The sequence below is a fragment of the Ruegeria sp. B11 genome, from assembly GCF_056539785.1.
The window spans coordinates 154,044-177,676 of the sequence record NZ_JBQFVO010000002.1; the positions used below are offsets into that span (position 1 = coordinate 154,044).

Consider the following 23,633-nt stretch of genomic DNA (forward strand, 5'->3'; position numbering starts at 1 on the left):
TGATGATGCTGACCCTTCTCACCTTCCCCTCTGCCTTTGGCCTGTTCAGCGCCAGCCCATTCTGTGTGAAAACGGCCCTGATGCTTCAAAACGCGGGCCTGCGCTGGCAACGGTCCGATCTGCTGGATCCACGCAAGATGCCACACCAGAAGCTGCCGGTTCTGCGCACGCCTGAACGTCTGATTCCGGACAGCGACCTGATCCGCGACTGGCTTGAGGCTCAGGGGGCCGATTTCGATGCTGGCCTGACTGACCTGCAAAAGGCCCAGTCCCGCGCACTGGTCCGCATGGCCGAGGAACATCTGTACTTCCATGTAGTCCAGGACCGTTGGGCCAATGATGAGGTTTGGCCAATTCTGCGCGATACTTTCTTTACCGTCATTCCCGCACTGATCCGCAAGCCGGTTTCGAATTCGATCCGGAAATCCGTTCTCAAGGGGCTCGCGTTTCAAGGTGTATCCCGCTTTTCGCCCGTCGAACGACAAGACCGGCTGGAGCGCGACTTTGAGGCGATCTCGGCCTATCTTTGGCAATCGCCTTATCTGATGGGAGAGAAACCAACCTCGGCGGACATGAGCGTCGGTCCAATGCTGGCGGCGATGCGCGCGACACCATCAGACACCCCCCTGACCCGTCGGATTAAACAAGATAAGCTGCTCAACAGCTATATCGACCGAATGGAGCAGGCGATCCCGCTATCATGACAGCCTTTGAGAACAAAAAAGTCGCTGCAGCCTATGAGGCGCTACCGGAAGAGACGCGCAATGGGGCATTAGCGCTGCGCGAGTTGATCTTCGAAACTGCGGCCTCGCTGCCACGCGCTCAGCCTCTGGAAGAAGCGTTGCGGTGGGGCCAGCCCGCCTATCTGGCGCCCAAAGGCTCGACGATTCGTTTGGGCGGACACAAGGCGGCTTGCTTTGCGTTGTTCGTACACTGCCAAAGCCGACTGATGGGGGATTTTACCTCCGCCTTTCCTGGAGAGGATCGGATCGACGGCAATCGCGCGATTCTGTTCGACCGGCCCGATCAGATTGATCCTACGCGCCATGGCTGGCTGATTGCGCGCGCGCTTACTTATCACCTCTGACGGCGTTTGCGTTCGACCTTGCGCTTGATCTTGTCCTTCTTGCGCTTGGTGCTGGCGGCCTTGCGCCGCGTTCCGCGCTTGGCGGGGCCACGGCCGCGCGGCAGCGCCTGATCATCGATGGACAACAACTCCAATTCCAATCCGCCCGTCACCGGCGTCGCCTCGGTCAACCGCACCGTGACACGCTGGCCAATGGCGATGATCAGCCCGGTGTCCGAGCCCATCAGCGTCCCGGCCTCTCGGTCGAAATGGAAAAACTCTCGCCCCAGCGAACGCACTGGAACCAGACCGTCCGCTCCGGTCTCGTCCATCTTCACGAAGGCACCGAACCGGGCAATACCGCTGATCCGGCCAGAAAACTCATTGCCGACCCGCTCGCTGAGATAGGCCGCCAGATAGCGATCAGTCGTATCGCGCTCGGCCATCATCGAGCGGCGCTCGGTATCCGAGATATGGGTTGCCGTTTCTTCCAACCGTGCAATCTCATCCTCGGTCAAACCGTCCTTGCCCCAGCCATGGGCTGAGATCAGCGCGCGATGCACGATCAGATCAGCATAGCGCCGGATGGGAGAAGTGAAATGCGCATAGTTCCGCAGAGCCAGCCCAAAATGGCCGAAATTTTCGGGGTTGTAATAGGCCTGCGCCATCGACCGCAGGGTCGTCAGGTTGATCAGCTCCGCATCCTCGGTACCAGCGGCGGCGTTTAGCAGCGCGTTCAGATGTCGGGTCTGCAATACCTGCCCTTTGGCGAGGTTTAATCCCGCCGCCTGCGCCGTCTCTCTCAGGCTTTCCAGCTTTTCGGGCGCGGGCTCTTCGTGGACGCGGAACAGCAGCGGGCGGCGTTTGGTGATCAGGGTCTCGGCAGCGGCGACATTGGCGAGGATCATGAATTCCTCGATCAGCTTATGCGCATCCAGCCGGTCACGGAACGCGACGCTGGTCACCTCACCCGCATCGCTGAGTACGATTTTGCGTTCAGGTAGGTCCAGCTCCAGCGGCTGCCGCACGGAACGCGCCTTTTTCAGCGCAGCATAGGCGGCGTAAAGCGGATTCAGCACCGTATCCAACAGCGGCCCGGTGCGGTCGTTCGGGTTGCCGTCGATCGCCTCCTGCGCCTCGTTATAATTCAGCGAGGCGGCAGAGCGCATCAGAGCCCGTACAAAACGGTGGCCGATCTTGTTGCCTTCGGCATCAATCTGCATCCGAACCGCGATACAAGCGCGCGGCACGCCTTCGTGCAGGGAGCATAGATCGCCGGACAGGCGATCCGGCAGCATCGGCACTACGCGGTCCGGGAAGTAACTGGAGTTGCCCCGCTTGCGTGCCTCGCGATCTAGCGCCGTACCGGGTTTCACATAGGCGGCGACGTCAGCTATGGCGACCCAGATCACATGGCCACCCGGGTTCTTGGGATCGTCATCGGCATGGGCATAGCAGGCGTCGTCGTGGTCCCGTGCATCCGCAGGATCGATGGTCAGCAAGGGCATATCCCGCAGGTCTTCACGCCCTTTCAGTCCAACGGGTTTGGCCTTGTCGGCTTCTTCGATTACCTTGTCCGGGAAATCGTCGGGAATACCGTGTTGGTGAATGGCAATCAACGAGACAGCCTTGGGCGCGGTCGGATCGCCGAGCCGTTCAACAATACGCGCACGCGGCAGACCCATGCGGTTCTTGGGTCCGGCCTGTTCGGCCTCAACCAACTCACCATCCTTGGCCCCCAGAACGGCCCCGTCCGCGACCAGCCATTCTGTCTGACCAGCCTTGTCGATGGGCACGATCCGCCCGCCTTCGGCCCCTTTGCGGAAAATGCCGACGATCTTGCGCGGGTTGGTGCCGATGCGGCGGATCAAGCGGGCTTCGTAATTGTGATCTTCCTCATGCACCACGGTCAGGCGGGCCAGAATGCGGTCACCCTCACCCAGCGCCGGATCGCTGGCACGCGTTACGAGCAGAACGATGGGCTCGACCCCCTCTCCGTGCCATTCCAACGGGCGCGCAAACAGGTCGCCATCTACGTTCGGGGCCTTCACCTGCAACACGCTGACCGGCGGCAGACGATCCGGATCGCGATAGCTGCGGTTGCGTTTTTCCAGATGGCCGTCGGCCTCAAGTTCTTTCAGGATACGCTTCAGATCGATCCGATCCGCGCCTTTGATGCCAAAAGCCTTGGCGATATCACGTTTCGAGGTCAGGGTAGGGTTCGCCGAGATCCAGTCGAGGACCTCTTGCTTGGTCGGAATGCGTGTCATGAGTTTGGCCTAGCACGGGCATGCGACCGCGTCATGGTCAAAAAGCGGTGCCTCATGTCAGCCGTGCAGATCGGCCACGGTATCCACATCGCGCAGATTATCCAGCAACGCTACTCGGCACCCGCGAACCGAATTCAGTGTGTCTTCCAACGCGTGTTCCGTTGACCAGCGCACATCGCGGAATAACCCTGAGGGCAGCGCCCCATAGCGCTGCGCACCGACCAGCCAATAGCCGCCATCCGGGGCGGGCCCGAACACCATCTCAGCCCGGCCCAACGCGCGAAAGGCCCGCGCAATGTGACCCCGTGTGATGCCCGGAATATCCGCACCGATCAGGCACACCGGGCCATCGGGAGCACCGCGCAACATCCGCCCCATGCGGTCGCCCAGATCTCCGCGCCCCTGAGGCTTCCGGGGTAAATCAACAGGCCAGACCCGACTGTTCATTCCCTCCCTATCCGGAGAGACCGCCAGTACAATCTGCCAGCGCGGATCACGCAGACGCCGGATCAGAGATCGCGTTTGATGCCGAAACCACCAAGCAGCCCCAACCATGCCGATATCGCGCCCCAAACGGGTCTTGACCCGCCCTGGACGTGGCTCTTTCACCATGATGACCAGCGTTTTCTGCATGGATCAGGCGAAGTAATCCGTCAGAATACGGGTGTAGATCGCCTTGAGTTGATGAATTTGCGCCACTTCGACACATTCATCGACCTGATGCATGGTGTGCCCGACCAGACCAAACTCGACCACCGGGCAATGATCTTTGATGAAGCGGGCATCCGAGGTCCCGCCGGTGGTCGAAAGCTCGGGGCGAATATTTGTTTCTGCTTTGACAGCGCAAGCTACCAGATCAGACAATGCCCCCGGAGGGGTCAGAAAGCTTTCACCCGAAATCTTGATCCGGGTCTCGACATCGACGCCAAACGCCTCGGCAACGGTGTCTGCCTCGGATTGCAACCAATCGCTCAAACTGGCCCCGGAATGCAGGTCATTGAACCGGATGTTCACTGTCCCAGAACATTGCGCCGGGATCACATTTGTCGCCGGATTACCGGTGTCGATCGTGACAACCGCCAAGGTCGAGGCGTCAAAGTGGTCGGTCCCCTGATCCAGTTCTTGGCTGGCCAGCCGATCCATCAGCCGCGCCATCGCGGGCACCGGGTTCTTTGCCCGATGCGGATAGGCCGAATGCCCCTGCACTCCGGTCACAGTGAACCACGCAGTCATCGAACCGCGCCGACCGATCTTCATCATTTCGCCCATCTTGTTCGGACAGGTGGGTTCGCCCACCAGACAAACCGACATCCGCTCATCCGTTGCGGCCATGTGATCCAGTAAAGCAACAGTGCCATCCAGTGCGTCGCCTTCTTCATCACCTGTGATCGTCAGGATCACCGCCCCATCCGGGGGCGTGTCACGCACAAAATCGATAGCCGCTGCCGCAAATGCTGCCACGCCCGATTTCATATCCGTTGCGCCCCGGCCGTACATCACCCCGTCCCGGACCTCGGCGCCAAATGGGGGCATGGTCCAGGCTGCTTCATCCCCTACCGGAACCACATCCGTATGACCATTAAAGCCAAAGCTGCGCGCGTGACCCTTCTGCCCCCACCGGGCGAAGAGGTTGCAGATTCCACCACGATCTACGCGAGTGCAAAAAAACCCGGCCTCCTCCAGCACCTGCTGCAGCAAGACCAATGCCCCGCCTTCATCAGGTGTGACTGATGGGCAACGGATCAGATTTGCTGTCAGCTCAACTGGATCGGTCATATTGGGCCTCTTGTCCTTAGGGGTGCCTGTGTTCGTGCACAGATTCAACGAATTGCCCGGATTGCCAACCCCGAATAGTCGAATTCCGAGACCGAATGCCCAAGCGGCTTGATTTTGCACCCCAACAAAACATGAGCGTTGACCCAGCGGCTGCCTTGCCGCGCTGCCCTTAAGTGCGTTAGAGGGCCGCGAAACAGGTGATTCCACATGAAGCGTGTCTTCTTCGCATTGATCTGCCTGACTTTCGCGACTCTTGCGCAGCAAAGCCAGGCCCAGTCTCTTACGGTTACAACGGTAACCCGTCCTCCGTTCTCATTTGTCGAGGACGGTGCCCAGACCGGTTTCTCGATGGATCTTCTGGCGGCACTGTCTGAATCACTCGGCTGGGAATACTCGGTCAACCGCGTCGAGACATTTGGAGAAATGTTGGGCGCGGTTCAGGATGGCTCTGCCGATCTGGCGATCGCTAATATATCGATCACCGCCTTGCGCGAAACCCGAATGGATTTCACGCAACCGATATTTGAGGCCGGATTACAGATCATGGTCCCGTCAGAGGCCGCTCGCCAGCCATCGCTGTTGCACGCTTTGCTGTCTCGGGAATTGTTCATCGCCATCGGGCTGGCCTTTGCGATCCTGCTTGGTGGCGGCATGCTGATGTGGAGTTTTGAGAAACGCGCGCAGCCCTACTTTGATCGCAAATTGAATGAGGCGTGGTTCCCCTCGTTCTGGTGGGCCCTCAACCTGGTGGTGAACGGTGGCTTTGAAGAGCGGATGCCGCGCACCCCGTTTGGCCGCCTGTTGGGTGTAGTACTGGTGGTGTCATCCCTATTCATCGTCTCCGTTTTCACGGCCCGGATCACCTCGGTGATGACGGTGGACGCAATCACCGGCAGCGTCAATTCGGTCAACGACCTTTACGGCAAACAGGTCGGGACGATTTCCGATTCAACCGCCGCCAGTTTCCTGAACCGGCGCGAGATCGACTATACCGGCTATGGCGATCTGCAGGACATGCTGAACGCGTTTGAGAATAAGGATTTGGATGCGGTCGTTTTCGACGCTCCGATCCTGTCCTATTATGCCAGCCACGAAGGGCGCAGAATGGCGACAATGACCGGGGGCATCTTCCTGCGTGAAAACTATGGGATCGCATTTCCAACCGGATCGCCATTGGTCGAAGACGTCAATCAGGCGCTGCTGTCCCTGCGCGAAGACGGCACCTATGACGAAATCTATCGCAAGTGGTTCGGGGTAAGAAACTAAGCAGTTTCCTCGTCGCCGAAGAATGGCGTCATCTGTGCCACGATAACCGCGTTTTCATCCAGCGCCCGTTGCATCAATGCCCGCTCATCCGGATCGATATCATGTCCTTGCGCCTCACGCTCGGCCAGGGTGCCATAGCCGGTGACATCCAGCGGTGCAGTATCGGCCTGCTTCAGGATCGCTACTGTCTCGCGCACGGCTTCGGCCTCGTCCACGCCGCTGGCAAAACACATCAACGCCGCCCCGGTCGCGCCTTCGGGCAGGCCGTCGCCATCTTTGCGACCGATCTGAACCAACAACGTATAGACTTGCTGGCGCGAAGGTTTTTTCTGCTTTTCCATAGTGCCCGCAATACGCTGGCCCGATGGCACGGTCAACTCAGTCGCAGGTGCTGGCGTATAGGTGGTCCAACAGCATCTGCGCTGCCACGCGCTGCGTGTCGCGCCATTCCGCCCGGGGTCGCAATGGCATCACAGCATCCGTATTGAAATAAATTGCGGACATACCCGCTGCCACGGCTTGGACTCCTTGCACATTGGCAGCAGGCAGTTCGTTCATGATTTCAGCAGCGATCCTTGCCTCGAAGTCATAGACAAACCCAAGCAAGGGTTCTCGCAAATCCGCGTGTCTTTCTGAGGCTGCGACCAAAGCGGCAAAAACCGCAGCACTTTCCGAAGAATAGGTGCCGCGTCCGAACAAAGCGTCCAGCATCGCTGCAACCCGATCAGTACACGGCAGAGTGTCGAAGAGCGCCTCAACCTGATCCGCGAAGACTTTCAGGACGTGATCTAGCAGCTTGCGAACCATCTCATCCCGGTTGCCCAGATAGTGGCGTAGCAATGGCCGCCCGACGCCCGCCTCTTCTGATATGCGCGCCAGGGTCGAGCCATCCAGCCCGTACCGCGCGACACAACGCATAAATGCGTTCAGGATTTGCTCGGATCTGGCGTCTTTCATACTGGGACGGGGCATCAGAATCCGTTCGAAACTGGTGGAAAAACATCCGCCAGAACGTAGAGAACGCCCAAACCGATCCACAAAACCGTCAGCGACCAGAACAGTGCCGGATCTGTCGCGCGGTTTATCGGTTCGATCAAGAAGGCCTGCCCCGAGCGCACCGCCAAGAGCCCCCAAAATATGAACAACAGACCCCAAAGGCCGTAATACCCGGCGAAGGTCGAGACAAGAAGCGCCGCCAGAATTAGCAGTGTCATCCACCTTTGATTCCTCAGGGTTTGAATAAAAGTCATCCTGCCTCCAAGCGGGTTCAGAAAAATCTTAAGGTGAAATCTGGACATTCGAAGGTTTATTGTCAATATTGATGATTATCATTTTTGACAATAAACGGACTCAACAATGCCGCCTGACGCACTTCCGGATCAACCCAAGCAACAACTGCCGCGTGAGGCATATGTCTCGGACAGTTGGTATGAGGCCGAACAGAAAACCCTGTTCAGCAAGTGCTGGAGTTTTGCCGGCGTGACTATGGATTTCACCGAACCCGGCGATTTCAGGACGATTCAGGCCGGGGCCTACGCTCTGATCGTCATACGGGACGCAAATGGCGACTTGCGCGCCTTCCACAACCAATGCCGCCATCGCGGAACCGAGTTGTTGGAAGGTTGCGGCAACGCAGGCAAGACCATTGTCTGCCCTTATCACAACTGGGTCTACAATCTGGATGGCGCATTGCGCGGAGTACCAGCCCAGCGCGAGTGCTTTCCGGATCTGGACAAGAAGGCAACCGCGTTGTTCGGTGCCTCAGTCGGTGTCTTCCGCAACCTTGTTTTTGTTCACCCAGAACCGGATCAAAGCTTTGACGCGTGGCTTGGCGATCTGGCTCAAATACCTTGGCCTCATGATCTGGCATCAAGCGAGCTACAAGAGAACCCCGACGACGTGGTCTATGAGATCAACTGCAATTGGAAGGTCTTCTTTGAAAATGCAATCGACGGCTATCATCTGGCCTATCTGCACAAAGACACGTTGGGCGGGCCAACCCATGACAAGAATCTTTGGGAGGTTTTTGGCCACAACATGGTCTGGTGGTCGACCGAGCGCGAAGGCGTCAAACATCGTATCCCTCAGTTTGTTGAAAACTCGGCCAAAGGGTCCGGCCTGAAAACGGTACGGAATGCCGAAACGCCGGGCTATGGTGGGGTCTACATGCTGTTTCCGACCACGATCCTGACGCCAAACCCCTGGGGGTTTTCGATATCGACCATGGAACCGGTCGACGCCAACACAACTCTGCTGCGGGTCAGAAACTGGTCGCCTAAAGGCTGGTTCACCTATACGCATCGCGCGGCGGACATACCCGGATACGACCCGGAATCCGGTCGGATCAAATCCTCTCACTGGACCCTGCACCCACTGGAGACGGGGGATTTTCAGACCGAGGATGTCTGGGTGTGCGAAAAGATGCAGCGCGCCCTTCAATCGCCCCGATATCAAGTCGGCCCTCTGGCCAAAGGGGCCGGAGGTGAGGCGGCGATTGATTTCTTTCAGCAAACAGTGCTGGAGTTCATGCCAAAATAAGAAAGGCCGCAGAGCATGCACTCTGCGGCCTATTCAAACTGAAACGAGGGGATCAGTCGCGCAGTAGCTCATTGATCCCAGTTTTCGAACGGGTCTTTTCATCGACGCGTTTCACGATGACCGCGCAATACAGGCTTACATTGTTCTTGGACGGCATCGAGCCCGCAACAACCACCGAATAGGGCGGAACCTCGCCATACATGACTTCACCGGTTTCGCGGTCCACGATCTTGGTGGATTTACCGATGAATACGCCCATGCCCAGAACCGAACCCTCGCGGACGATGCAGCCTTCGACCACTTCCGAACGCGCACCGATAAAGCAGTTGTCCTCGATAATGGTCGGACCGGCCTGCATCGGCTCCAGTACGCCTCCAATGCCGACGCCGCCCGACAAGTGCACGTTCTTGCCGATCTGCGCGCAGGAACCAACGGTGGCCCAGGTATCAACCATCGTGCCTTCATCGACATAAGCGCCAAGGTTCACGAACGAGGGCATCAGCACCACACCAGGTGCGACATAGGCCGACTTGCGGACCACACAGTTTGGCACGGCGCGGAACCCTGCCGCGCGCCACTGGTTCTCTCCCCAGCCGGCGAACTTGCTGTCGACCTTATCCCACCAGCCGCCGTCTTGCGGGCCTCCGGTCTGGATTTCCATGTCCTTGATGCGGAACCCCAGCAGAACTGCTTTTTTCGCCCACTGGTTCACGTGCCAATCACCACTGTCGAGCTTTTCAGCCACTCGCAGCGAACCGCTGTCCAGCGCGCTCAGCGTGTCTTCGATTGCTTCTCGTTGCTCGCCAGTGGTCGCAGGGGTGATTGTGTCACGTACTTCCCAGGCGGCTTCGATGGCGGCTTCCAGTTGCGCATTGGACATGGGGCGTCTCCCTAGAGAATCTGTTCACGTTGATGTGGCCTATACGCAAGCGAGACCCATGGCGCAATGCGACGCGGATACCTCGGTTTGCGTCAATCATCGGTAAGTGCGCTGAGTGCGGCAAACATATCCCGGTCATTTTGGGTTCCAGCATTGGGTGCGGTCAGCAACACATCGCCGTAGAAAACCGAATTTGCGCCAGCCAGAAAGCACAAAGCCTGCTCGGCAGTTGAAAAGTCCGACCGTCCTGCCGACAAGCGCACCCGTGTTTGCGGCATGGCGATCCGCGCGGTCGCAACCATGCGCACCAGATCAAAAATGCCTACTTTTTCTAGATGCGCCAGCGGCGTGCCTTTGATCGGGATCAGCGCGTTTATCGGTACGCTTTCGGGATGCGGGTCAAAATTCGCAAGGACCTGCAACAGCGAGGCACGATCCCGCAGGCTTTCACCCATACCGATAATGCCGCCGCAGCACAGATCAATACCTTCGTCCCGGCAATAGCTGAGGGTCTCCAAACGATCCTGATAGGTACGAGTTCCAATAATCTCGCCATAGAATTCCGGCGAAGTATCCAGGTTATGATTGTACGCGGTAAGTCCCGCCTCGGCCAATCGTTTGGCCTGATGTGGCTTGAGCATGCCCAGGGTGACGCAAGCCTCCATGCCCAGATCACGCACGCCCCGCACCATGTCCAGCACATTGTCGAATTCTTCGCCGTCGCGCACCTGACGCCATGCAGCACCCATGCAAAACCGTTCAGCCCCCGCATCGCGCGCCCGTTTGGCAAGCGAGATGACATGCGCAGGGTTCATGAGCTTTTCCTTGGTCAGCTCGACCTCTCGATGATGAGCGGATTGCGGGCAATAGGCGCAATCCTCGGGACAGCTTCCGGTTTTTATCGACAGCAGGCTGGCTTTTTGGATGTCGTTTGGATCGTGATACGTCCGGTGAATTACATTTGCGCGACCTACCAGATCCAACATTGGGAGGCGCATCAGCGCCTCCACTTCATCCACGGTCCAATCGCTGCGGATATCTTGCCCGGTATCAAGCATCTGGCTGCGGCCCACGGATTTTCTGCATCAGACCCGTCGGCAGGCCAATCACGAGAACGGCTGCCAATGCAATCTTCACGAGATCACCCAGAATGAAAGGGCTGAAACCGTAAACCAGAACCTTGTCTGCAGGCACGAACTGAGCCAACCAACCCAGACCCAGCGCATAGATCACCGCAAGTCCAGCCAGCATCGCCGGAACCAGAAACAGTTTGCGCAGATTGTCCGCGGCCCATCCAACCATGACCGAGGCGACCACGAAACCCAGCAAATAACCTCCGGTTCCGCCCATCATATAGGCCAGCCCGATGCCTTTTTCGGGCGTTCCGGCAAACACCGGCAAACCCACTGCCCCGGCAACCATGTAACCGATCACGGTTGCAGAACCGAGACGCAGCCCAAATGCCGCGGCGACAGCCATGACAGCGGCGACTTGAAGGGTCATGGGCACAGGCCAAAATGGCACCTGGACTTTTGCACTGGCGGTCAAAAGAAGAATACCCAACGCGACACGAAGGATCTGACCCGCAGGGGTTATTACTCCGGCGGCCGGGAGGGTGGATTGCAGAGTAGCTTTCATCGTCATTCTCTTTTTATAGATAATATTGCATTTATTCTGAATTAATCATCATTTTTATCTATTAAAAATCAAGTCAAATCTTCTGAGGAGGCACAGATTGTAGTTTCAAAGGCAGAAAGTATCAGCTTGCACGACGGATATGGCGCACAAGTATCGAGGTTGCGGCGGAAACGTCTTTGCTCTTCAGTGCCTGAATGATCGCAGCGTGATCCGTATCGACGCGCTGCACCCATTTGGGCCGCCAATGTGCAAACAGGTGCCTGGCACTGGCAATGTGCAGATCATCGACAGCATGCAAAAGACGGGGCAACCCGCATGGTGTCAGGATGGCACGATGAAACACCCTGTTCCGCGCCTCCCACTGAGGCATGCTCTCTGCCTCATCACACGCCTTTCGTGCATCATCAGCGGCCTTCAGAGCAGGTGGAGTCATGTTTTGCACGGAATGCTGCATTGCCAGCGTTTCCAGCGCGACACGCATTTCGATCACCTCACGCACTTCGGCAGGGTCCAACGCGGTGACGCGCATGCCCTTTCGCGGTTCGCTTTTGGCCAATCCATGCGCCTCAAGCCGCAGCAGTGCTTCGCGCACCGGCACATGGCTGGTCTCAAAGTCGCGCGCGATATGGTCCTGACGCAGCTTTTCACCGGCAGGAAGATCGCCGGTGATGATTTTCTGGCTCAGGGCATTATAGATTGTGTCGGCAATGGTCGCGGTCATTAATTATAGATAAAATCCATGAACAACATCTACAAGCCGTATTCTCAACCTGTTAGCGGATCTGGCGCGATGTTCCCGCCGCAAATCAGCACTGCGACACGCTCACCCGGCTCCGGCTGGTAAGCGCCCGAAATCAGTGCGGCAAGCGCAGCAGCCCCTGCTGGTTCAACCAGTATTCGATGCGTCTGCCACAGAGCATTCTGGGCTTGCGCTATCGCATCGTCAGAAACCAGAACCGAACTCATGCCTTGGGCCAGCCGAAAGCAAATCTCACCAATTCTCCGTGCGCCCAGTGCGTTCGCTGCGATGCCCGAAACGGAAACATCAACCGGTTCGCCCGCAGCCAACGCCGCATTCAGCGCGCAAGAGGTTTCCGGTTCGACCGCCACGACTTTGCGCGCACCCTGAAACCATGCCAAAGCTCCGGCAATCAGCCCGCCGCCTCCCACGGCCACCAATACTGTGTCCGCCTGCAAGCCCTGCGCGTCCCATTCAGCAAAACATGTCCCCTGCCCTGCCACCGTCGCTGGCGCATCATAGGCGTGGATTTGCATGGCGCCGGTGCTTTCCTCATGCGCCTGCGCCATGGTCAGTGCATTGGCATATTCACCCGAAACAACACTCAGATCAGCCCCGATCCGCTTGATCAGCGCAATCTTGGAGGGACCTGCAAGTTCGGGCACAAAAATCTTCGCTGGGTAGCTCAGTGATTGCGCGGCATAAGCCGCTGCCGCACCGTGGTTGCCACCGGAAGCCGCCACGACGCCTGCCGCAGGCACATCCATGCTGAGCAGGGTATTGAACGCCCCGCGCGCTTTGAAGCTGCCGGTGTGCTGCATATGTTCAAGTTTCATTTCAACCGGATAGCCCGGAATTTGGCTTTCCATCACTGGCGTGACCTGCGCGTGTCCGGCAATGCGATCCCGCGCTGCCAATATTTCACTTTTCCAATCCATTCTTGTCTTTCCGTGACTGGCACTCTGCCCGCGAACCCTATAGCTGTTTTGGAAACACGCAAGCAGGGAACCCCGTTTATGAGAGAAGATCGCCTCAGCCCCTTTCGCGACGCACAGACCGACCGCTCGACCGCAAGCGAGGTACCGGATACCCCGCAGACGCGGTCTTCGGCCTATCGCCTTGCCTTCGCTGATGATGACTTCCTGTGCCGGGATGAGCTGCGCCCCGTGCGGCTGCAACTGGAGCTGCTGAAGCCCGAGATGATCATGACCGAGCGTGAGATCACCTCGACCATCGTCATGTTCGGTGGCGCGCGCATTCCGGAACCCGCTCAGAAACACACAGCGCGGACCGAGACCTTGGCCGGGCTGTCGAAATACTACGATGAGGCGCGCGAGTTTGCGCGTCTGATGACAGAGAAATCAAATCAGACGGGCTGCCGCGAAAATGTGATCGTCACCGGTGGCGGCCCCGGCGTGATGGAGGCGGGTAACCGTGGTGCACAGGATGCAGGCGGGTGTTCGATCGGCCTGAACATCGTGCTTCCGCACGAGCAGGCTCCGAACCTATACGTGACGCCTGATCTCAGCTTCAATTTCCACTACTTCGCCATCCGCAAGATGCACTTCCTTATGCGCGCTCGCGCCATCACCATCTTCCCCGGCGGCTTCGGCACCATGGATGAGCTGTTCGAATCCCTGACCTTGATCCAGACCGGCCGCATGGATCGCGTCCCTTTCCTGCTGTTCGGGCGTGAGTTCTGGGAAAAGGTTATCAACTGGGAGGCTCTGGCTGATGCGGGCACCATCTCGGACGAAGATCTTGACCTGTTCCGCTTTGTCGACACCGCGCAAGAGGCGGTCGAGATCATCGAGAATTGGGAACCCGCGCCCCCACGCGATGAAATACCGGGGCGCTGAGCCATGAGCCCGAAGACCGGCGAAATGTTGCACTTGCGCGGGAATGCCCTGAACAAGGGCGAGCCTGTGGCCCTGCCGCTGACCCAAAGCAGCATGTACCATCTGCCCGGTGCGCCGGATGGGCATGCCAGCTATGGCCGGGTCGACAACCCGACCTGGTTGCATCTGGAACACGTTCTGTCGCATCTCGAAGATGCACCCTGCCTCAGCTTTCCTTCGGGTATGGGTGCGATTTCGGCGGCCTTGTTTGCGACGGTCCAAGCCGGGTCGCGGCTGCTGATCCCGTCCGACGGGTATTATGTGACGCGCCTTTTGGCTGATCGGTTCCTGTCAAATCTGGGCGTCTCGGTTATCGAACGCCCAACCACCGACTTTGCCGAAGGTGGCTTTGATGAATTCGATGTGGTGTTTCTAGAAAGCCCCTCGAACCCCGGTCTGGACATGCTTGAGCTGCCAGTAATCGCCGAGGCCGTGCGCGAGGCCGGCGGCATCACCATCGCCGACAACACAACGATGACCCCATTGGGCCAGCGCCCACTGGACCTTGGCGTTGATGTGGTTGTGAGTTCAGATACCAAAGCGATGGGTGGGCATTCGGACCTGTTGATGGGTCATTTAGCCAGCCGCAATCCGCAAATCATGGAGCGAGTTGAGGAATGGCGCCGCGTCTCCGGTGCGATCCCGGGGCCACATGAAGCGTGGTTGCTACATCGGGGTTTGGAGACTCTGGATGTGCGGTTTGATCGGATGTGTAGCTCAGCACAAATACTGGCTGAACGGCTGGCGGCGCACCCGGACGTGAAACAGATCCGCTATCCCGGACTGACCGATGATCCGGCGCACACATTGGCGACGGCTCAAACCACGCGCTTCGGGTTTCTGCTAAGCATCACGCTTGAGACCGAGACCAAAGCCGAACAGTTCATCAACAGCTGCCCACTATTGCGTCCGGCTACATCCTTCGGCGGCGTCCACAGTTCGGCCGAGCGGCGCGCCCGTTGGGGGGATGCTGTCGATCCTGCTTTCATCCGCCTGTCCGTGGGGTGCGAACCGGTGGACGAGTTGTGGCAGGCCATCGAGGCCAGTTTAGACGCGATATGACTATTTCTTAGGGTCGCGCAGTTCGGGAAACACGTAGATCGGCAGCACAATACTGCCGATCAGAGCGCCCAACCATACCAGCAAGGTTGCGGCCAACAGATTTGAGATACCGCCAATGGTCAGACCGGATGTGATCAGATCGGTGACCAGAAGACCAACAAAGGTTACGATCAAGGCAATTCCGCCCTTCAGCGCCGGCGCCTTCTTTTCCCCCAGCTTCAGGATCAGCGGTTCGGCTATCACCTGGACCAGGGTGAACACGACTACCACCACGATGAAGGAAATCGGTCGGATCGCAAACTCTGACAGCAGCAAACTGGCCAATAGCAGCCCGATGGCGTTCCCAGCCAGCAATGCCAGCACCGATTTGAGCCTGCGCGTCATGGGGTGATCTCCGTCAATGATCAATCTGAAACATCTTAATATTAGCAGAGCTTGACAGATTTACGAGACAATTTAGCCGCCTCTTCTTTTTGACCTGTTGAAATCAATTGATAAAATACCTTCATCAAGGCCAAACCCCACATCGACGAGAGGCAAGATGAGCGACGATCCCTATTCCGTACTTGGCGTCGCCAAAGACGCCAGCGATGCCGAGATCAAGAAAGCCTATCGGAAGATCGCCAAAGAATGCCACCCGGACCTCAAGCCGGGCGATGCCGAGGCAGAGGCCAAGTTCAAAGCCGCTGCTGCTGCTTATGACCTGCTGAAAGACCCCGAGACGCGCAAACGCTACGACAATGGCGAAATTGATGCGTCGGGACAGGAACGTCCGCAGCAGCAGTATTATCGCGAATATGCCGAGGCTGCAGGCAACCCTTATCGCGGTCACGCGGCTGAACAGGACGATATGTCCGACATCTTTGCCGAATTCATGCGCGGGCGGGGTGGATATGGACAGCGCACGCAGGAGTTCCATGCACCGGGCCACAACTTGAACTACTCGCTGCAGATCAGTTTTCTGGACGCCGTTTTCGGAGCCAGCCAGAAATTGACCCTGCCAGATGGGAACCGGATTGAAGTGAAGATACCTGCGGGTATCACGACCGGGCAAACCATCCGCCTGCGTGGCAAAGGGGCCCCGGGGTACGGCGATGGGCCTCCCGGCGATGCGCTTGTGACGATCTCGGTTGCGGATCACCCGGTGTTCGACCGTCAGGGCGATGACATCCACATCACGCTGCCCATCACCATTGATGAGGCCGTTCTGGGTGGCAAGGTTCCCGCCCCCACCATCGACGGTGGCGTCAATGTCAGTGTCCCAGCGGGGACCAGCAGCGGCAAAACCCTGCGCCTGCGTGGCAAAGGAGTCAAGAAACGCGGCTCGTCCGAGCGGGGCGATCAGTTCATAGAACTGACCGTCGCAATGCCAGATAAGGTAGACGATGAATTGAAGCACTTCATGGAGACATGGCGCGAAACCCACGGCTATGATCCGCGCAAAGGAATGCCGTCATGAGCCGCACATTGACCGAAGCCGAACTGATCGACGCCATCACCCGCCTGACTTCGGATCGCCTGACCGAATATCTGGCCGCTGAGATCGTGATCCCCGAGCAATCGGAGCAAGGTCTGCGATATCAGCGTATCGACGTTGCACGTCTGGAACTGGCATGCGAACTGCATGACCAGTACGACATGGAGGCCGATGCACTGTCGATGATGATCTCTCTGATCGACCAGATGCATGGGCTGCGCGCCGAACTGCGCGAGGTTTTGAACGCAGTCGAGGCGCAACCGGAACCGGTTCGCCAACAACTGATCGAAGTGATCGGAACAGCGCGATTCCGTCGCAGTTAACGGGGTTTTGGGAGCCGGGATTTTGGCGTAGAAGGCGCCCTTGATCCTTAGCCCGGTATCCCCATGACCCAGTCCAGATCCGAATTGCTGATGCCTGCGGGCAATCTGCGTAAGTTGAAACTCGCCATCCTCTATGGCGCGGATGCGGTCTATCTGGGCACACCGGATATGTCGCTGCGGACAAAGTCCGAGTTCTCGCTGGAAGAGGTGATAGAGGGAGTCGAGTTCTGCCACAACCATGGCCGGCGCGCGTACCTGACACTGAACCTGTTCTCGCACAATAAGGACATTCCGAAGCTGGACGAATACATCGACACTGTCCGCAAGGTGAAACCTGACGGGCTGATCATCGCCGACCCCGGAGTGTTCCAATACGTCCGCGAACGCGCGCCGGAACTGCCGCTGCATATCTCGACGCAAGCCAATATCTGTTCGTGGTTGTCGGTGAAGTTCTGGCAGGATCAGGGGGCCGAGCTTGTGGTTCTGGCCCGCGAAGTCTCATACCCCGAATTGGTCGAGATTCGCGAGGAATGCCCCGATATCAAGCTTGAGGCGTTTGTGCACGGGGCCATGTGCATGACCTATTCGGGCCGCTGCCTACTGTCGAACTTCATGGCCGAACGCGGGGCCAATCAGGGCAACTGCGCCAATTCCTGCCGCTGGAACTATGGTCTGAAACTGCGTCTGAAAGATGGAACGCATCAGGAGCTGCGCATTACCGATGAAAACGCCGACCTATTCGAATTCCTGCTGGAAGAAGGCTGTCGCCCCGGTGATTTGATGCCCATCGAAGAGGATGATCGGGGATCCTACATCCTCAATTCCCGCGACCTGTGCATCATGCCCAAGCTGGATGAATACTTGAAGATCGGTGTCGACAGTCTGAAAGTCGAAGGGCGCGGCAAATCGGAGTATTATGCCGCCATCGTCGCGCGCGCCTATCGTATGGCCATCGACGACTATCACGCCGACCCCGAGAACTGGGACCCGAAGCCCTATATGCGTGAACTCGAAACAGTCGGGAACCGCGGCTACACGCTGGCTTTCCACGAAGGCCGCCTGACCAATTATGCACATGATTACGAACACACAGCCTCGATTGCGCAGTGGGAATATGCCGGGATCGTCACCGAGGTGACCGAGGATGCCTTTCTGGTCGAGGTGAAAAACAAGCTGGAACCGGGGGATGTATTGGATTTCGTCTCTCCGATTTCGCGCGAGACGGTTCTGCTGCGGGTCTATGACTTTGAACGCGCTCATGATGGGGCGCGGCTGGACGTTGTGCATGGCAGTACCAAAACCATCATCCGCCTTCCCTTCACCCTGTTCGATCACGAGGATATCGACGATCTGCGCGCCCGTTTCCCGGTCTACTCCGTCCTGCGCAAAGAACGTGCCCTGACCGACGAACACTGGAGTCGCATTCGGTTTGACAAGCTGGTGCAGGGGCTGGAAACCTCAGGTCGCGACAACCCTAAGGCCTATACCCGCCGTCGTGACGAGCTGGTCGAGAAAATCGGCGAAGACGGCAATGAGCGCCGCTTCAAAACCAATCGTATCGGAACCGAGGGATGTTGCGGCAAAGGCTGCAACGGCTGTTTGATCTTCTGGCAGGATGAGAAATACGCGCTCGCCCGCGAGGTCCTATCCAAACGCAAACACGGTGAGCAACTCAGTCGTCAGGAAGCGACCGAGCTGAAGCTGCCTGACCCGGCGGCCTGAAGATCACTCTGCGACACGATACTCTTCGGGTACGTAAAACGTATAGTCCCGGTCCGCGACGGCCTCGTGGCAGACATGGCAGTAATCGACCTCTGACGCGCGAAAGCCCATCGTATCACCGAACAGCGAACCGTCCGGCATCACCATGATATAACGCCAGTCGGCTGTTTCCGGGTTGGTGCCTTCTGGCAGTTTCTCCATCACGAACAGGGCACCGGGATGGATATTGCCCTCATCTGTGACAGTCATACTGTCTTTGGCTAGGACCGAGCCTGCAGGCAGCTCTTCGCCTTCTTGCAATGTGCCGTAATTGTGGGCCATGCGGTTCGCATAGCTGTTGACATAGCGCTGCCCATGCGTGGCCGAGATGTAGGGCGCATCGTTGAACAACGGCCAGTTCTGATAGTTTCGGATCAAGTCCATCTGTGCCGCCGCATAACCCCGCGACATGCGTCGTATCAATGACTGATAGTGTTTCTGCGCTTGCTCCTTGGTCAGATCGGCTGGGTTTTCAATCGCCAAATGCGCATCCTGATCTTTGGTCTGAGCAGATGCCGCGTGGAGAACAAATCCCGAGATCGCCAGAACAGCCGTGATACCCAAGACTTGCCGGTGACTTACAATCATATTGTGGCCTCCCTGACTGATCAGTTCGCCTAAATGCCGCTTTGCTTCAGAAAAATGGTAGCGGCCTTAATTGGTGTTACCAGCACCGCCCCGGCAATCTCACCACCTTGTGTCTGTCGGTGAGTTCCCCATCCAGAGCGGGTCTGCGCCGAAGATACCAAATTTTGAACAAGGAAACAGCACTCAATTCATTAAGTTTTTCGCGTGAAGCCACGGCGCATGCCCTTAGCGGTTTAGCCCGGCTTCAGCCTCGATCTGCTTTCGCGATTTCCGGGCCCGTTCGGTGGCCGATTTTAACTGGCCGCAGGCCGCCATGATATCCTCACCCCGCGTTTTGCGGATGGGTGAGGCATAGCCCGCCTGATAGATGATGTTGGCAAAGGCCCGGATGCGATTGTTCGAGCTGCGCTTGTAGGGCGCGCCCGGCCATTCGTTGAACGGGATCAGGTTGATCTTGGCCGGGATGTTATGGCGCTTGATATGAGCGATCAGACGATGCGCGTCTTCGTCGCTGTCGTTCACGCCATCCAGCATCACGTATTCGAACGTGATCCGTTCAGAATTCGACGCGTTGGGATAGCTGGCCAACGCCTGCAGCAGTTCCTCGATATTCCAGCGCTTGTTGATCGGAACAAGTATGTCGCGAGTTTCATCAGTGGTGGCGTGGAACGAGATCGCCAACAGGCATCCAATTTCTTCAGCCGTGCGCGCGATCTCGGGTACCACACCCGAGGTCGACAGCGTGATGCGGCGACGGGACAGAGAAATCCCCTCGGGGTCCATCGCGATCTTCATTGCGTCACGGACGTTTTCAAAGTTGTAAAGCGGCTCGCCCATACCCATCAGCACGATATTTGACAGCAGGCGTGTTTCATCTTTGGGCGCACCCGGTGTTGGCCATTCCTCAAGATCGTCACGCGCCATCATGACCTGCCCGACAATTTCGGCCGCTGTCAGGTTGCGCACCAATTTCTGCGTGCCCGTGTGGCAGAAGGAACAAGTCAGCGTACAGCCCACCTGAGATGAGATGCATAGCGTTCCGCGATCATCTTCAGGGATATAGACAACCTCAACCTCATGCCCGCCCGCGATGCGGCACAGATACTTGCGGGTGCCGTCCTCTGAAACCTGGCGGGTCACGACTTCGGGGATTTCGATTACGAACTGCTCGGCCAGTTGCGTGCGATAGGCCTTGGCCAGATTGGTCATCTCACCAAAATCACGCACACCCCATTGGTAGATCCATTGCCAAATCTGCCCCGTGCGCATCTTCGCCTGCTTTTCGGGCGTGCCGTGTTCAATTAGCGCCTCACGCAATTGATCGCGGGTCAAACCGACAAGGTTCATCTTCCCCTCGGGCAGTTTGCGGGGGATGGTCATGACGTCTTGAGTGATCGGCGCTTTGGGCGACATTGGCGTATCTCGGTGGATTCTGGCTTGGGATGCGCCTCTATATAGGAACACACGTAAAGATCAAAAGAATTCGTGCTTCAATTTGCGTAACGCAACAATTCGTCAACCCGCGCCCGGCCAAGGTCAACCCGACAGGCTGTGATGGCGATCCCCGTACCCGATCCTCCGCCGAACGAAGCACCTACCGCTTCGCACTGCGCATCGCGATAGGCCACCCACGCGTTTTGCGAGGCCTCCAGCGCAGGCACAGCGACGACCCGTCCAGTGACCTCGTCCAGTTCTTGTGCGGAGCCGAGCGCCAGCGAATAGCTGGAGTCTATCGCAGCGTTTACCCGCAACTCCATATCCGAAACACAAGATCCAATTTCCACCTGCGAACCGGCGTCAATACACTCCATAGTTGGATCCGCAATTGCGGATATCGGAAACATCAAAAAAACAAATGCCCATCGCATCCATCAATCCTCCAGACAGAGATATCTGTCTATCACAGATCAAGATGCGCGCCCAATCAAGATGGGCCACTAAAGCAGAAACTTAAGCGGCCCACTGTTGTTAGTTTACTGCGGGCGGGATGTAGCAATCTTCTGCATCCAGGGTCTTTACGGGATCTTCCGGACCACATTGCTCACCCGTTATCGGATAGGTTTCCGATCCTTTCTCACAACCTGCAAGGATCACCGCAGACGCCATCAAGAGCACTGCCAGGTTTTTGCTTAAGTTCATTGCCGACTCCTCAACAAATTCTGAACTAATTAGTTCAGAAAACGGGGACGCAGGCTTTGACACGGATCAAGAAACACCGCTCTACGTAGCGTAAATTTCTGAAAACACACAGGATCGGACCAAAAAAATAAAACCCCGCCGGAAAGCGGGGTTTCGGAATTTGATCTGCTTGTGGCTTAGTTCGTGCAGCGCGTTTCCGCGTCTTCAATCGCGGCCGTAAAGCCCAGCAACGAGAAAGTGTCCTTGGTCTGCGTACCACGTTCCGAACGGGCGGTCAGCACCGCCTCACTTCCACGCTTCATCGCTGTGACGATCTTGGCATCATCCGAGGCGGTCGCAGGCCATGCCCACTCACCATCGGTGAACAGCTCGAACTCGCTGCCATCGACAACCAAATTGACAGTAGAACCAGACGCAAACGGATAGCCGCCGGTAAAGGTCACCTGCCCTTTAACCTCGGCATTCGGGCGATAGAACACAAACAGCAGGATATCGCTGCGCCGAACGGAAACGACCCGGCCACCGCGTGTGTTCACGGTCTCTTTCGGGGCAGAAACGCTCCAGCATTCGGTTGGGTCGTCCTCGACAAACACGCTCCAGTCCGTTTTTGCAGCGACGCGATTGGTACTGGTCGCCTGCTGCGCAATTGCCGTTGTCGCCATTCCTGCCATGCACAGGCCCGCGATTACGCGGACGAGCTTTAATCCCATCGGTTCAGCCTCCTAGCCCGACCTATTACCTCATACCCATCGGAAATACGTGCGAACTCTGCCGGTTCGTCTGTTCAGTTGCGTATTCCGATGATTGTCGACATACACACACTAACGCAGGTTTCGCCACAGGCGAAAGGGCGATTGGCAGATTTTTGCGCATGATTGATGGGGTGGACATGACACAAGCCGTACCAATGACAGAACTCTGGCGCGGGTCACTGTTGGAAAGCCTGCATATGGGCCATGCAGTGATCTGTGACGATAGTGGTCAGATCGTGCGCAGCTGGGGTGATCCAAACGCGGTGATCTATCCCCGTTCCTCGGCCAAAATGATCCAGGCCCTGCCGCTGATCACCTCGGGAGCAGCTGCAAAATACGGTTTGAACAGCGAACATCTGGCCTTGGCCTGTGCTTCACATAACGGGGCGCATATCCATACTGACCGCGTGTCCGCATGGCTCGATCACCTCGGCCTGTCCGAGCCCGATCTGCGCTGCGGCCCGCAGGAACCTGCCGACATGGCGGCCCGTGACGGGCTGATACTGGCAGATGACACGCCTTGCCAGATTCACAACAATTGCTCAGGCAAGCATTGCGGTTTCCTGACTTTGACGCAGCATATGGGGGCCGGGCCGGAATACTTGGAAATAGATCATCCTGTTCAGCAGGCCTGCCTGTCTGCCATCGAAGAAACCACAAGCGAAACCAGTCCCACCTACGGAATCGACGGGTGCTCGGCGCCGAATTTTGCGACGTCTCTGGCGGGACTTGCGCGATCAATGGCCTGGTTTGCCTCTGCGGCAGACCGTTCGGACCGCTCCAGCGAAGCAGCGGTACAGCTCACAGAAGCAATGGTGAAACATCCCGAACTTGTCGCAGGTGAAACTCGCGCTTGTACCGAGTTGATGCGAGCGATGAACGGGCGCGTTGCAATCAAGACAGGGGCCGAGGCCGTCTTTGTTGCCATCATCCCGGAAAAGCGCATGGGCGTTGCGCTAAAAATCACTGACGGCACTACCCGCGCCAGCGAATGCGCCATCGCCGCGATTCTAGTGCATTTAGATGTGCTAGAGGCCGATCACCCGGCCACTCGCAAATTCATGAACGCCACGCAATACAGCCGTCGTGGGCTGGAATGCGGCGCTATCAAACCTGCACCGGGCTTCCCCGGCTGAGGATTACATCTCGATCTCGTGGACCTCGGCCACCTCGACCGAACCCGAGCCGTTCACAACCATCGGGCAACCCTTGGCCATCTCGGTTGCGGCGTCAATGCTATCAGCCTTGACCACCGTGAAACCCGAGGCCGGGTTTGCACCACCATTGTCTTCGATCCCACCACTGCTGACCGTGTAGGACTGGCCTACAGGATTTCCCGGATTCTCTAATGAGCCGCCGATTTCCTGAAACCAAGCGCCCCAAGCGGCCATGGTCGCCTCGATCTCGGCGGGATCGGTTGGGGTGTGACCCCCGTGATAAACAAACAAATATTGGGGCAT

The 23,633-nt window shown here is 57.6% G+C and carries 28 protein-coding genes; 10 read left to right on the plus strand and 18 right to left on the minus strand.

Annotated features, from left to right (window positions below; genetic code table 11):
* Window positions 1-5 precede the first annotated feature (5 nt).
* Window positions 6-704, plus strand: a complete 699-nt coding sequence (locus ACR0I1_RS08495; RefSeq protein ID WP_480562283.1) for a glutathione S-transferase family protein — start codon at window positions 6-8, stop codon at window positions 702-704.
* On the plus strand, window positions 701-1,087 hold the full coding sequence (locus tag ACR0I1_RS08500) for a DUF1801 domain-containing protein (protein WP_170508952.1): 387 nt from the start codon (window positions 701-703) through the stop codon (window positions 1,085-1,087). Before ACR0I1_RS08495 ends, ACR0I1_RS08500 begins: the two co-directional genes overlap by 4 nt.
* On the opposite strand, the gene rnr is transcribed toward ACR0I1_RS08500, so the two are convergent.
* Genes rnr through dapE form a run of 3 tightly spaced genes read right to left on the minus strand, consistent with a single transcriptional unit; the run spans window position 1,078 to window position 5,112 of the window.
* Window positions 1,078-3,336, minus strand: a complete 2,259-nt coding sequence (gene rnr, locus ACR0I1_RS08505) for a ribonuclease R (protein ID WP_480705901.1) — start codon at window positions 3,334-3,336, stop codon at window positions 1,078-1,080. The two genes, ACR0I1_RS08500 and rnr, sit on opposite strands and share 10 nt — an antisense overlap.
* A 57-nt stretch (window positions 3,337-3,393) precedes the next feature.
* The gene (locus tag ACR0I1_RS08510) at window positions 3,394-3,969 is read right to left on the minus strand and encodes a TIGR04282 family arsenosugar biosynthesis glycosyltransferase (protein WP_170425918.1); all 576 of its coding nucleotides are present in this window, start codon (window positions 3,967-3,969) and stop codon (window positions 3,394-3,396) included.
* 3 nt (window positions 3,970-3,972) lie between these two features.
* Window positions 3,973-5,112, minus strand: coding sequence for a succinyl-diaminopimelate desuccinylase (gene dapE, locus ACR0I1_RS08515; protein WP_480705903.1), 1,140 nt, complete (start codon window positions 5,110-5,112; stop codon window positions 3,973-3,975).
* 207 nt (window positions 5,113-5,319) lie between these two features.
* Between dapE and ACR0I1_RS08520 the strand changes: the two genes are divergently transcribed.
* Window positions 5,320-6,378, plus strand: coding sequence for a transporter substrate-binding domain-containing protein (locus ACR0I1_RS08520; RefSeq protein ID WP_170406807.1), 1,059 nt, complete (start codon window positions 5,320-5,322; stop codon window positions 6,376-6,378).
* Here ACR0I1_RS08520 and ACR0I1_RS08525 read toward each other — a convergent pair.
* Genes ACR0I1_RS08525 through ACR0I1_RS08535 form a run of 3 tightly spaced genes read right to left on the minus strand, consistent with a single transcriptional unit; the run spans window position 6,375 to window position 7,592 of the window.
* On the minus strand, window positions 6,375-6,719 hold the full coding sequence (locus ACR0I1_RS08525) for a hypothetical protein (RefSeq protein WP_170399025.1): 345 nt from the start codon (window positions 6,717-6,719) through the stop codon (window positions 6,375-6,377). The genes ACR0I1_RS08520 and ACR0I1_RS08525 overlap by 4 nt on opposite strands.
* Window positions 6,720-6,756: 37 nt before the next feature.
* Window positions 6,757-7,350 carry a TetR/AcrR family transcriptional regulator gene (locus ACR0I1_RS08530; RefSeq protein ID WP_170514906.1) on the minus strand — a complete coding sequence of 198 codons (594 nt, stop codon included), beginning with the start codon at window positions 7,348-7,350 and terminating at the stop codon, window positions 6,757-6,759.
* Complete coding sequence (locus ACR0I1_RS08535) at window positions 7,350-7,592, minus strand: hypothetical protein (protein ID WP_480567968.1); 243 nt, start codon at window positions 7,590-7,592, stop codon at window positions 7,350-7,352. The genes ACR0I1_RS08530 and ACR0I1_RS08535 overlap by 1 nt, the downstream gene beginning before the upstream one ends.
* A 142-nt stretch (window positions 7,593-7,734) precedes the next feature.
* On the opposite strand from ACR0I1_RS08535, the gene ACR0I1_RS08540 reads away from it, so the two are divergent.
* Window positions 7,735-8,916, plus strand: a complete 1,182-nt coding sequence (locus ACR0I1_RS08540; protein ID WP_170399033.1) for an aromatic ring-hydroxylating oxygenase subunit alpha — start codon at window positions 7,735-7,737, stop codon at window positions 8,914-8,916.
* Window positions 8,917-8,968: 52 nt separating this feature from the next.
* On the opposite strand, the gene dapD is transcribed toward ACR0I1_RS08540, so the two are convergent.
* The 5 genes from dapD to ACR0I1_RS08565 all read right to left on the minus strand — a co-directional run bounded on the left by dapD (window position 8,969) and on the right by ACR0I1_RS08565 (window position 13,111).
* On the minus strand, window positions 8,969-9,796 hold the full coding sequence (gene dapD / locus ACR0I1_RS08545; RefSeq protein WP_170399035.1) for a 2,3,4,5-tetrahydropyridine-2,6-dicarboxylate N-succinyltransferase: 828 nt from the start codon (window positions 9,794-9,796) through the stop codon (window positions 8,969-8,971).
* 92 nt (window positions 9,797-9,888) lie between these two features.
* Complete coding sequence (gene bioB, locus ACR0I1_RS08550) at window positions 9,889-10,854, minus strand: biotin synthase BioB (RefSeq protein WP_170596752.1); 966 nt, start codon at window positions 10,852-10,854, stop codon at window positions 9,889-9,891.
* Window positions 10,847-11,434, minus strand: coding sequence for a biotin transporter BioY (locus ACR0I1_RS08555; RefSeq protein ID WP_480705905.1), 588 nt, complete (start codon window positions 11,432-11,434; stop codon window positions 10,847-10,849). The genes bioB and ACR0I1_RS08555 overlap by 8 nt, the downstream gene beginning before the upstream one ends.
* Before the next feature lie 121 nt (window positions 11,435-11,555).
* Window positions 11,556-12,155 carry a GntR family transcriptional regulator gene (locus ACR0I1_RS08560; RefSeq protein WP_480705907.1) on the minus strand — a complete coding sequence of 200 codons (600 nt, stop codon included), beginning with the start codon at window positions 12,153-12,155 and terminating at the stop codon, window positions 11,556-11,558.
* Window positions 12,156-12,199: 44 nt separating this feature from the next.
* Window positions 12,200-13,111, minus strand: coding sequence for a threonine/serine dehydratase (locus ACR0I1_RS08565; RefSeq protein WP_480705909.1), 912 nt, complete (start codon window positions 13,109-13,111; stop codon window positions 12,200-12,202).
* A gap of 78 nt (window positions 13,112-13,189) precedes the next feature.
* Between ACR0I1_RS08565 and ACR0I1_RS08570 the strand changes: the two genes are divergently transcribed.
* Both ACR0I1_RS08570 and ACR0I1_RS08575 read left to right on the plus strand, forming a co-directional pair.
* Entirely contained in the window at window positions 13,190-14,032 is an 843-nt protein-coding gene (locus ACR0I1_RS08570) for an LOG family protein (RefSeq protein ID WP_170399048.1), read from the plus strand.
* Between the two features lie 3 nt (window positions 14,033-14,035).
* Window positions 14,036-15,133, plus strand: coding sequence for a cystathionine gamma-lyase (locus ACR0I1_RS08575; RefSeq protein ID WP_480705911.1), 1,098 nt, complete (start codon window positions 14,036-14,038; stop codon window positions 15,131-15,133).
* Here the strand turns inward: ACR0I1_RS08575 and ACR0I1_RS08580 are convergent, their stop codons facing one another.
* Window positions 15,134-15,517 (minus strand): hypothetical protein, encoded by a 384-nt coding sequence (locus tag ACR0I1_RS08580; protein ID WP_170399056.1) that lies wholly within the window; start codon window positions 15,515-15,517, stop codon window positions 15,134-15,136.
* Window positions 15,518-15,674: 157 nt separating this feature from the next.
* On the opposite strand from ACR0I1_RS08580, the gene ACR0I1_RS08585 reads away from it, so the two are divergent.
* The 3 genes from ACR0I1_RS08585 (at window position 15,675) to ACR0I1_RS08595 (ending at window position 18,655) form a co-directional block, all read left to right on the plus strand.
* Window positions 15,675-16,592, plus strand: coding sequence for a DnaJ C-terminal domain-containing protein (locus ACR0I1_RS08585; protein WP_170399059.1), 918 nt, complete (start codon window positions 15,675-15,677; stop codon window positions 16,590-16,592).
* Window positions 16,589-16,933, plus strand: coding sequence for a hypothetical protein (locus tag ACR0I1_RS08590; RefSeq protein ID WP_170611369.1), 345 nt, complete (start codon window positions 16,589-16,591; stop codon window positions 16,931-16,933). Before ACR0I1_RS08585 ends, ACR0I1_RS08590 begins: the two co-directional genes overlap by 4 nt.
* A 63-nt stretch (window positions 16,934-16,996) precedes the next feature.
* Complete coding sequence (locus ACR0I1_RS08595; RefSeq protein ID WP_480705914.1) at window positions 16,997-18,655, plus strand: U32 family peptidase; 1,659 nt, start codon at window positions 16,997-16,999, stop codon at window positions 18,653-18,655.
* 3 nt (window positions 18,656-18,658) lie between these two features.
* Here the strand turns inward: ACR0I1_RS08595 and ACR0I1_RS08600 are convergent, their stop codons facing one another.
* The 5 genes from ACR0I1_RS08600 to ACR0I1_RS08620 form a co-directional block, all read right to left on the minus strand.
* Window positions 18,659-19,282, minus strand: coding sequence for a cytochrome P460 family protein (locus ACR0I1_RS08600; RefSeq protein ID WP_480705916.1), 624 nt, complete (start codon window positions 19,280-19,282; stop codon window positions 18,659-18,661).
* Window positions 19,283-19,507: 225 nt separating this feature from the next.
* Window positions 19,508-20,695, minus strand: a complete 1,188-nt coding sequence (rlmN, locus tag ACR0I1_RS08605; RefSeq protein WP_480705918.1) for a dual-specificity RNA methyltransferase RlmN — start codon at window positions 20,693-20,695, stop codon at window positions 19,508-19,510.
* 77 nt (window positions 20,696-20,772) lie between these two features.
* Window positions 20,773-21,093, minus strand: a complete 321-nt coding sequence (locus ACR0I1_RS08610; RefSeq protein WP_480438911.1) for a lysozyme inhibitor LprI family protein — start codon at window positions 21,091-21,093, stop codon at window positions 20,773-20,775.
* 157 nt (window positions 21,094-21,250) lie between these two features.
* The gene (locus ACR0I1_RS08615; RefSeq protein WP_170399076.1) at window positions 21,251-21,421 is read right to left on the minus strand and encodes a hypothetical protein; all 171 of its coding nucleotides are present in this window, start codon (window positions 21,419-21,421) and stop codon (window positions 21,251-21,253) included.
* Between the two features lie 176 nt (window positions 21,422-21,597).
* Complete coding sequence (locus tag ACR0I1_RS08620; protein ID WP_170399079.1) at window positions 21,598-22,131, minus strand: invasion associated locus B family protein; 534 nt, start codon at window positions 22,129-22,131, stop codon at window positions 21,598-21,600.
* Window positions 22,132-22,310: 179 nt separating this feature from the next.
* On the opposite strand from ACR0I1_RS08620, the gene ACR0I1_RS08625 reads away from it, so the two are divergent.
* Window positions 22,311-23,309, plus strand: coding sequence for an asparaginase (locus tag ACR0I1_RS08625; protein WP_170399080.1), 999 nt, complete (start codon window positions 22,311-22,313; stop codon window positions 23,307-23,309).
* A gap of 3 nt (window positions 23,310-23,312) precedes the next feature.
* Here the strand turns inward: ACR0I1_RS08625 and ACR0I1_RS08630 are convergent, their stop codons facing one another.
* Window positions 23,313-23,633 carry a YciI family protein gene (locus ACR0I1_RS08630; protein WP_480705921.1) on the minus strand — a complete coding sequence of 107 codons (321 nt, stop codon included), beginning with the start codon at window positions 23,631-23,633 and terminating at the stop codon, window positions 23,313-23,315.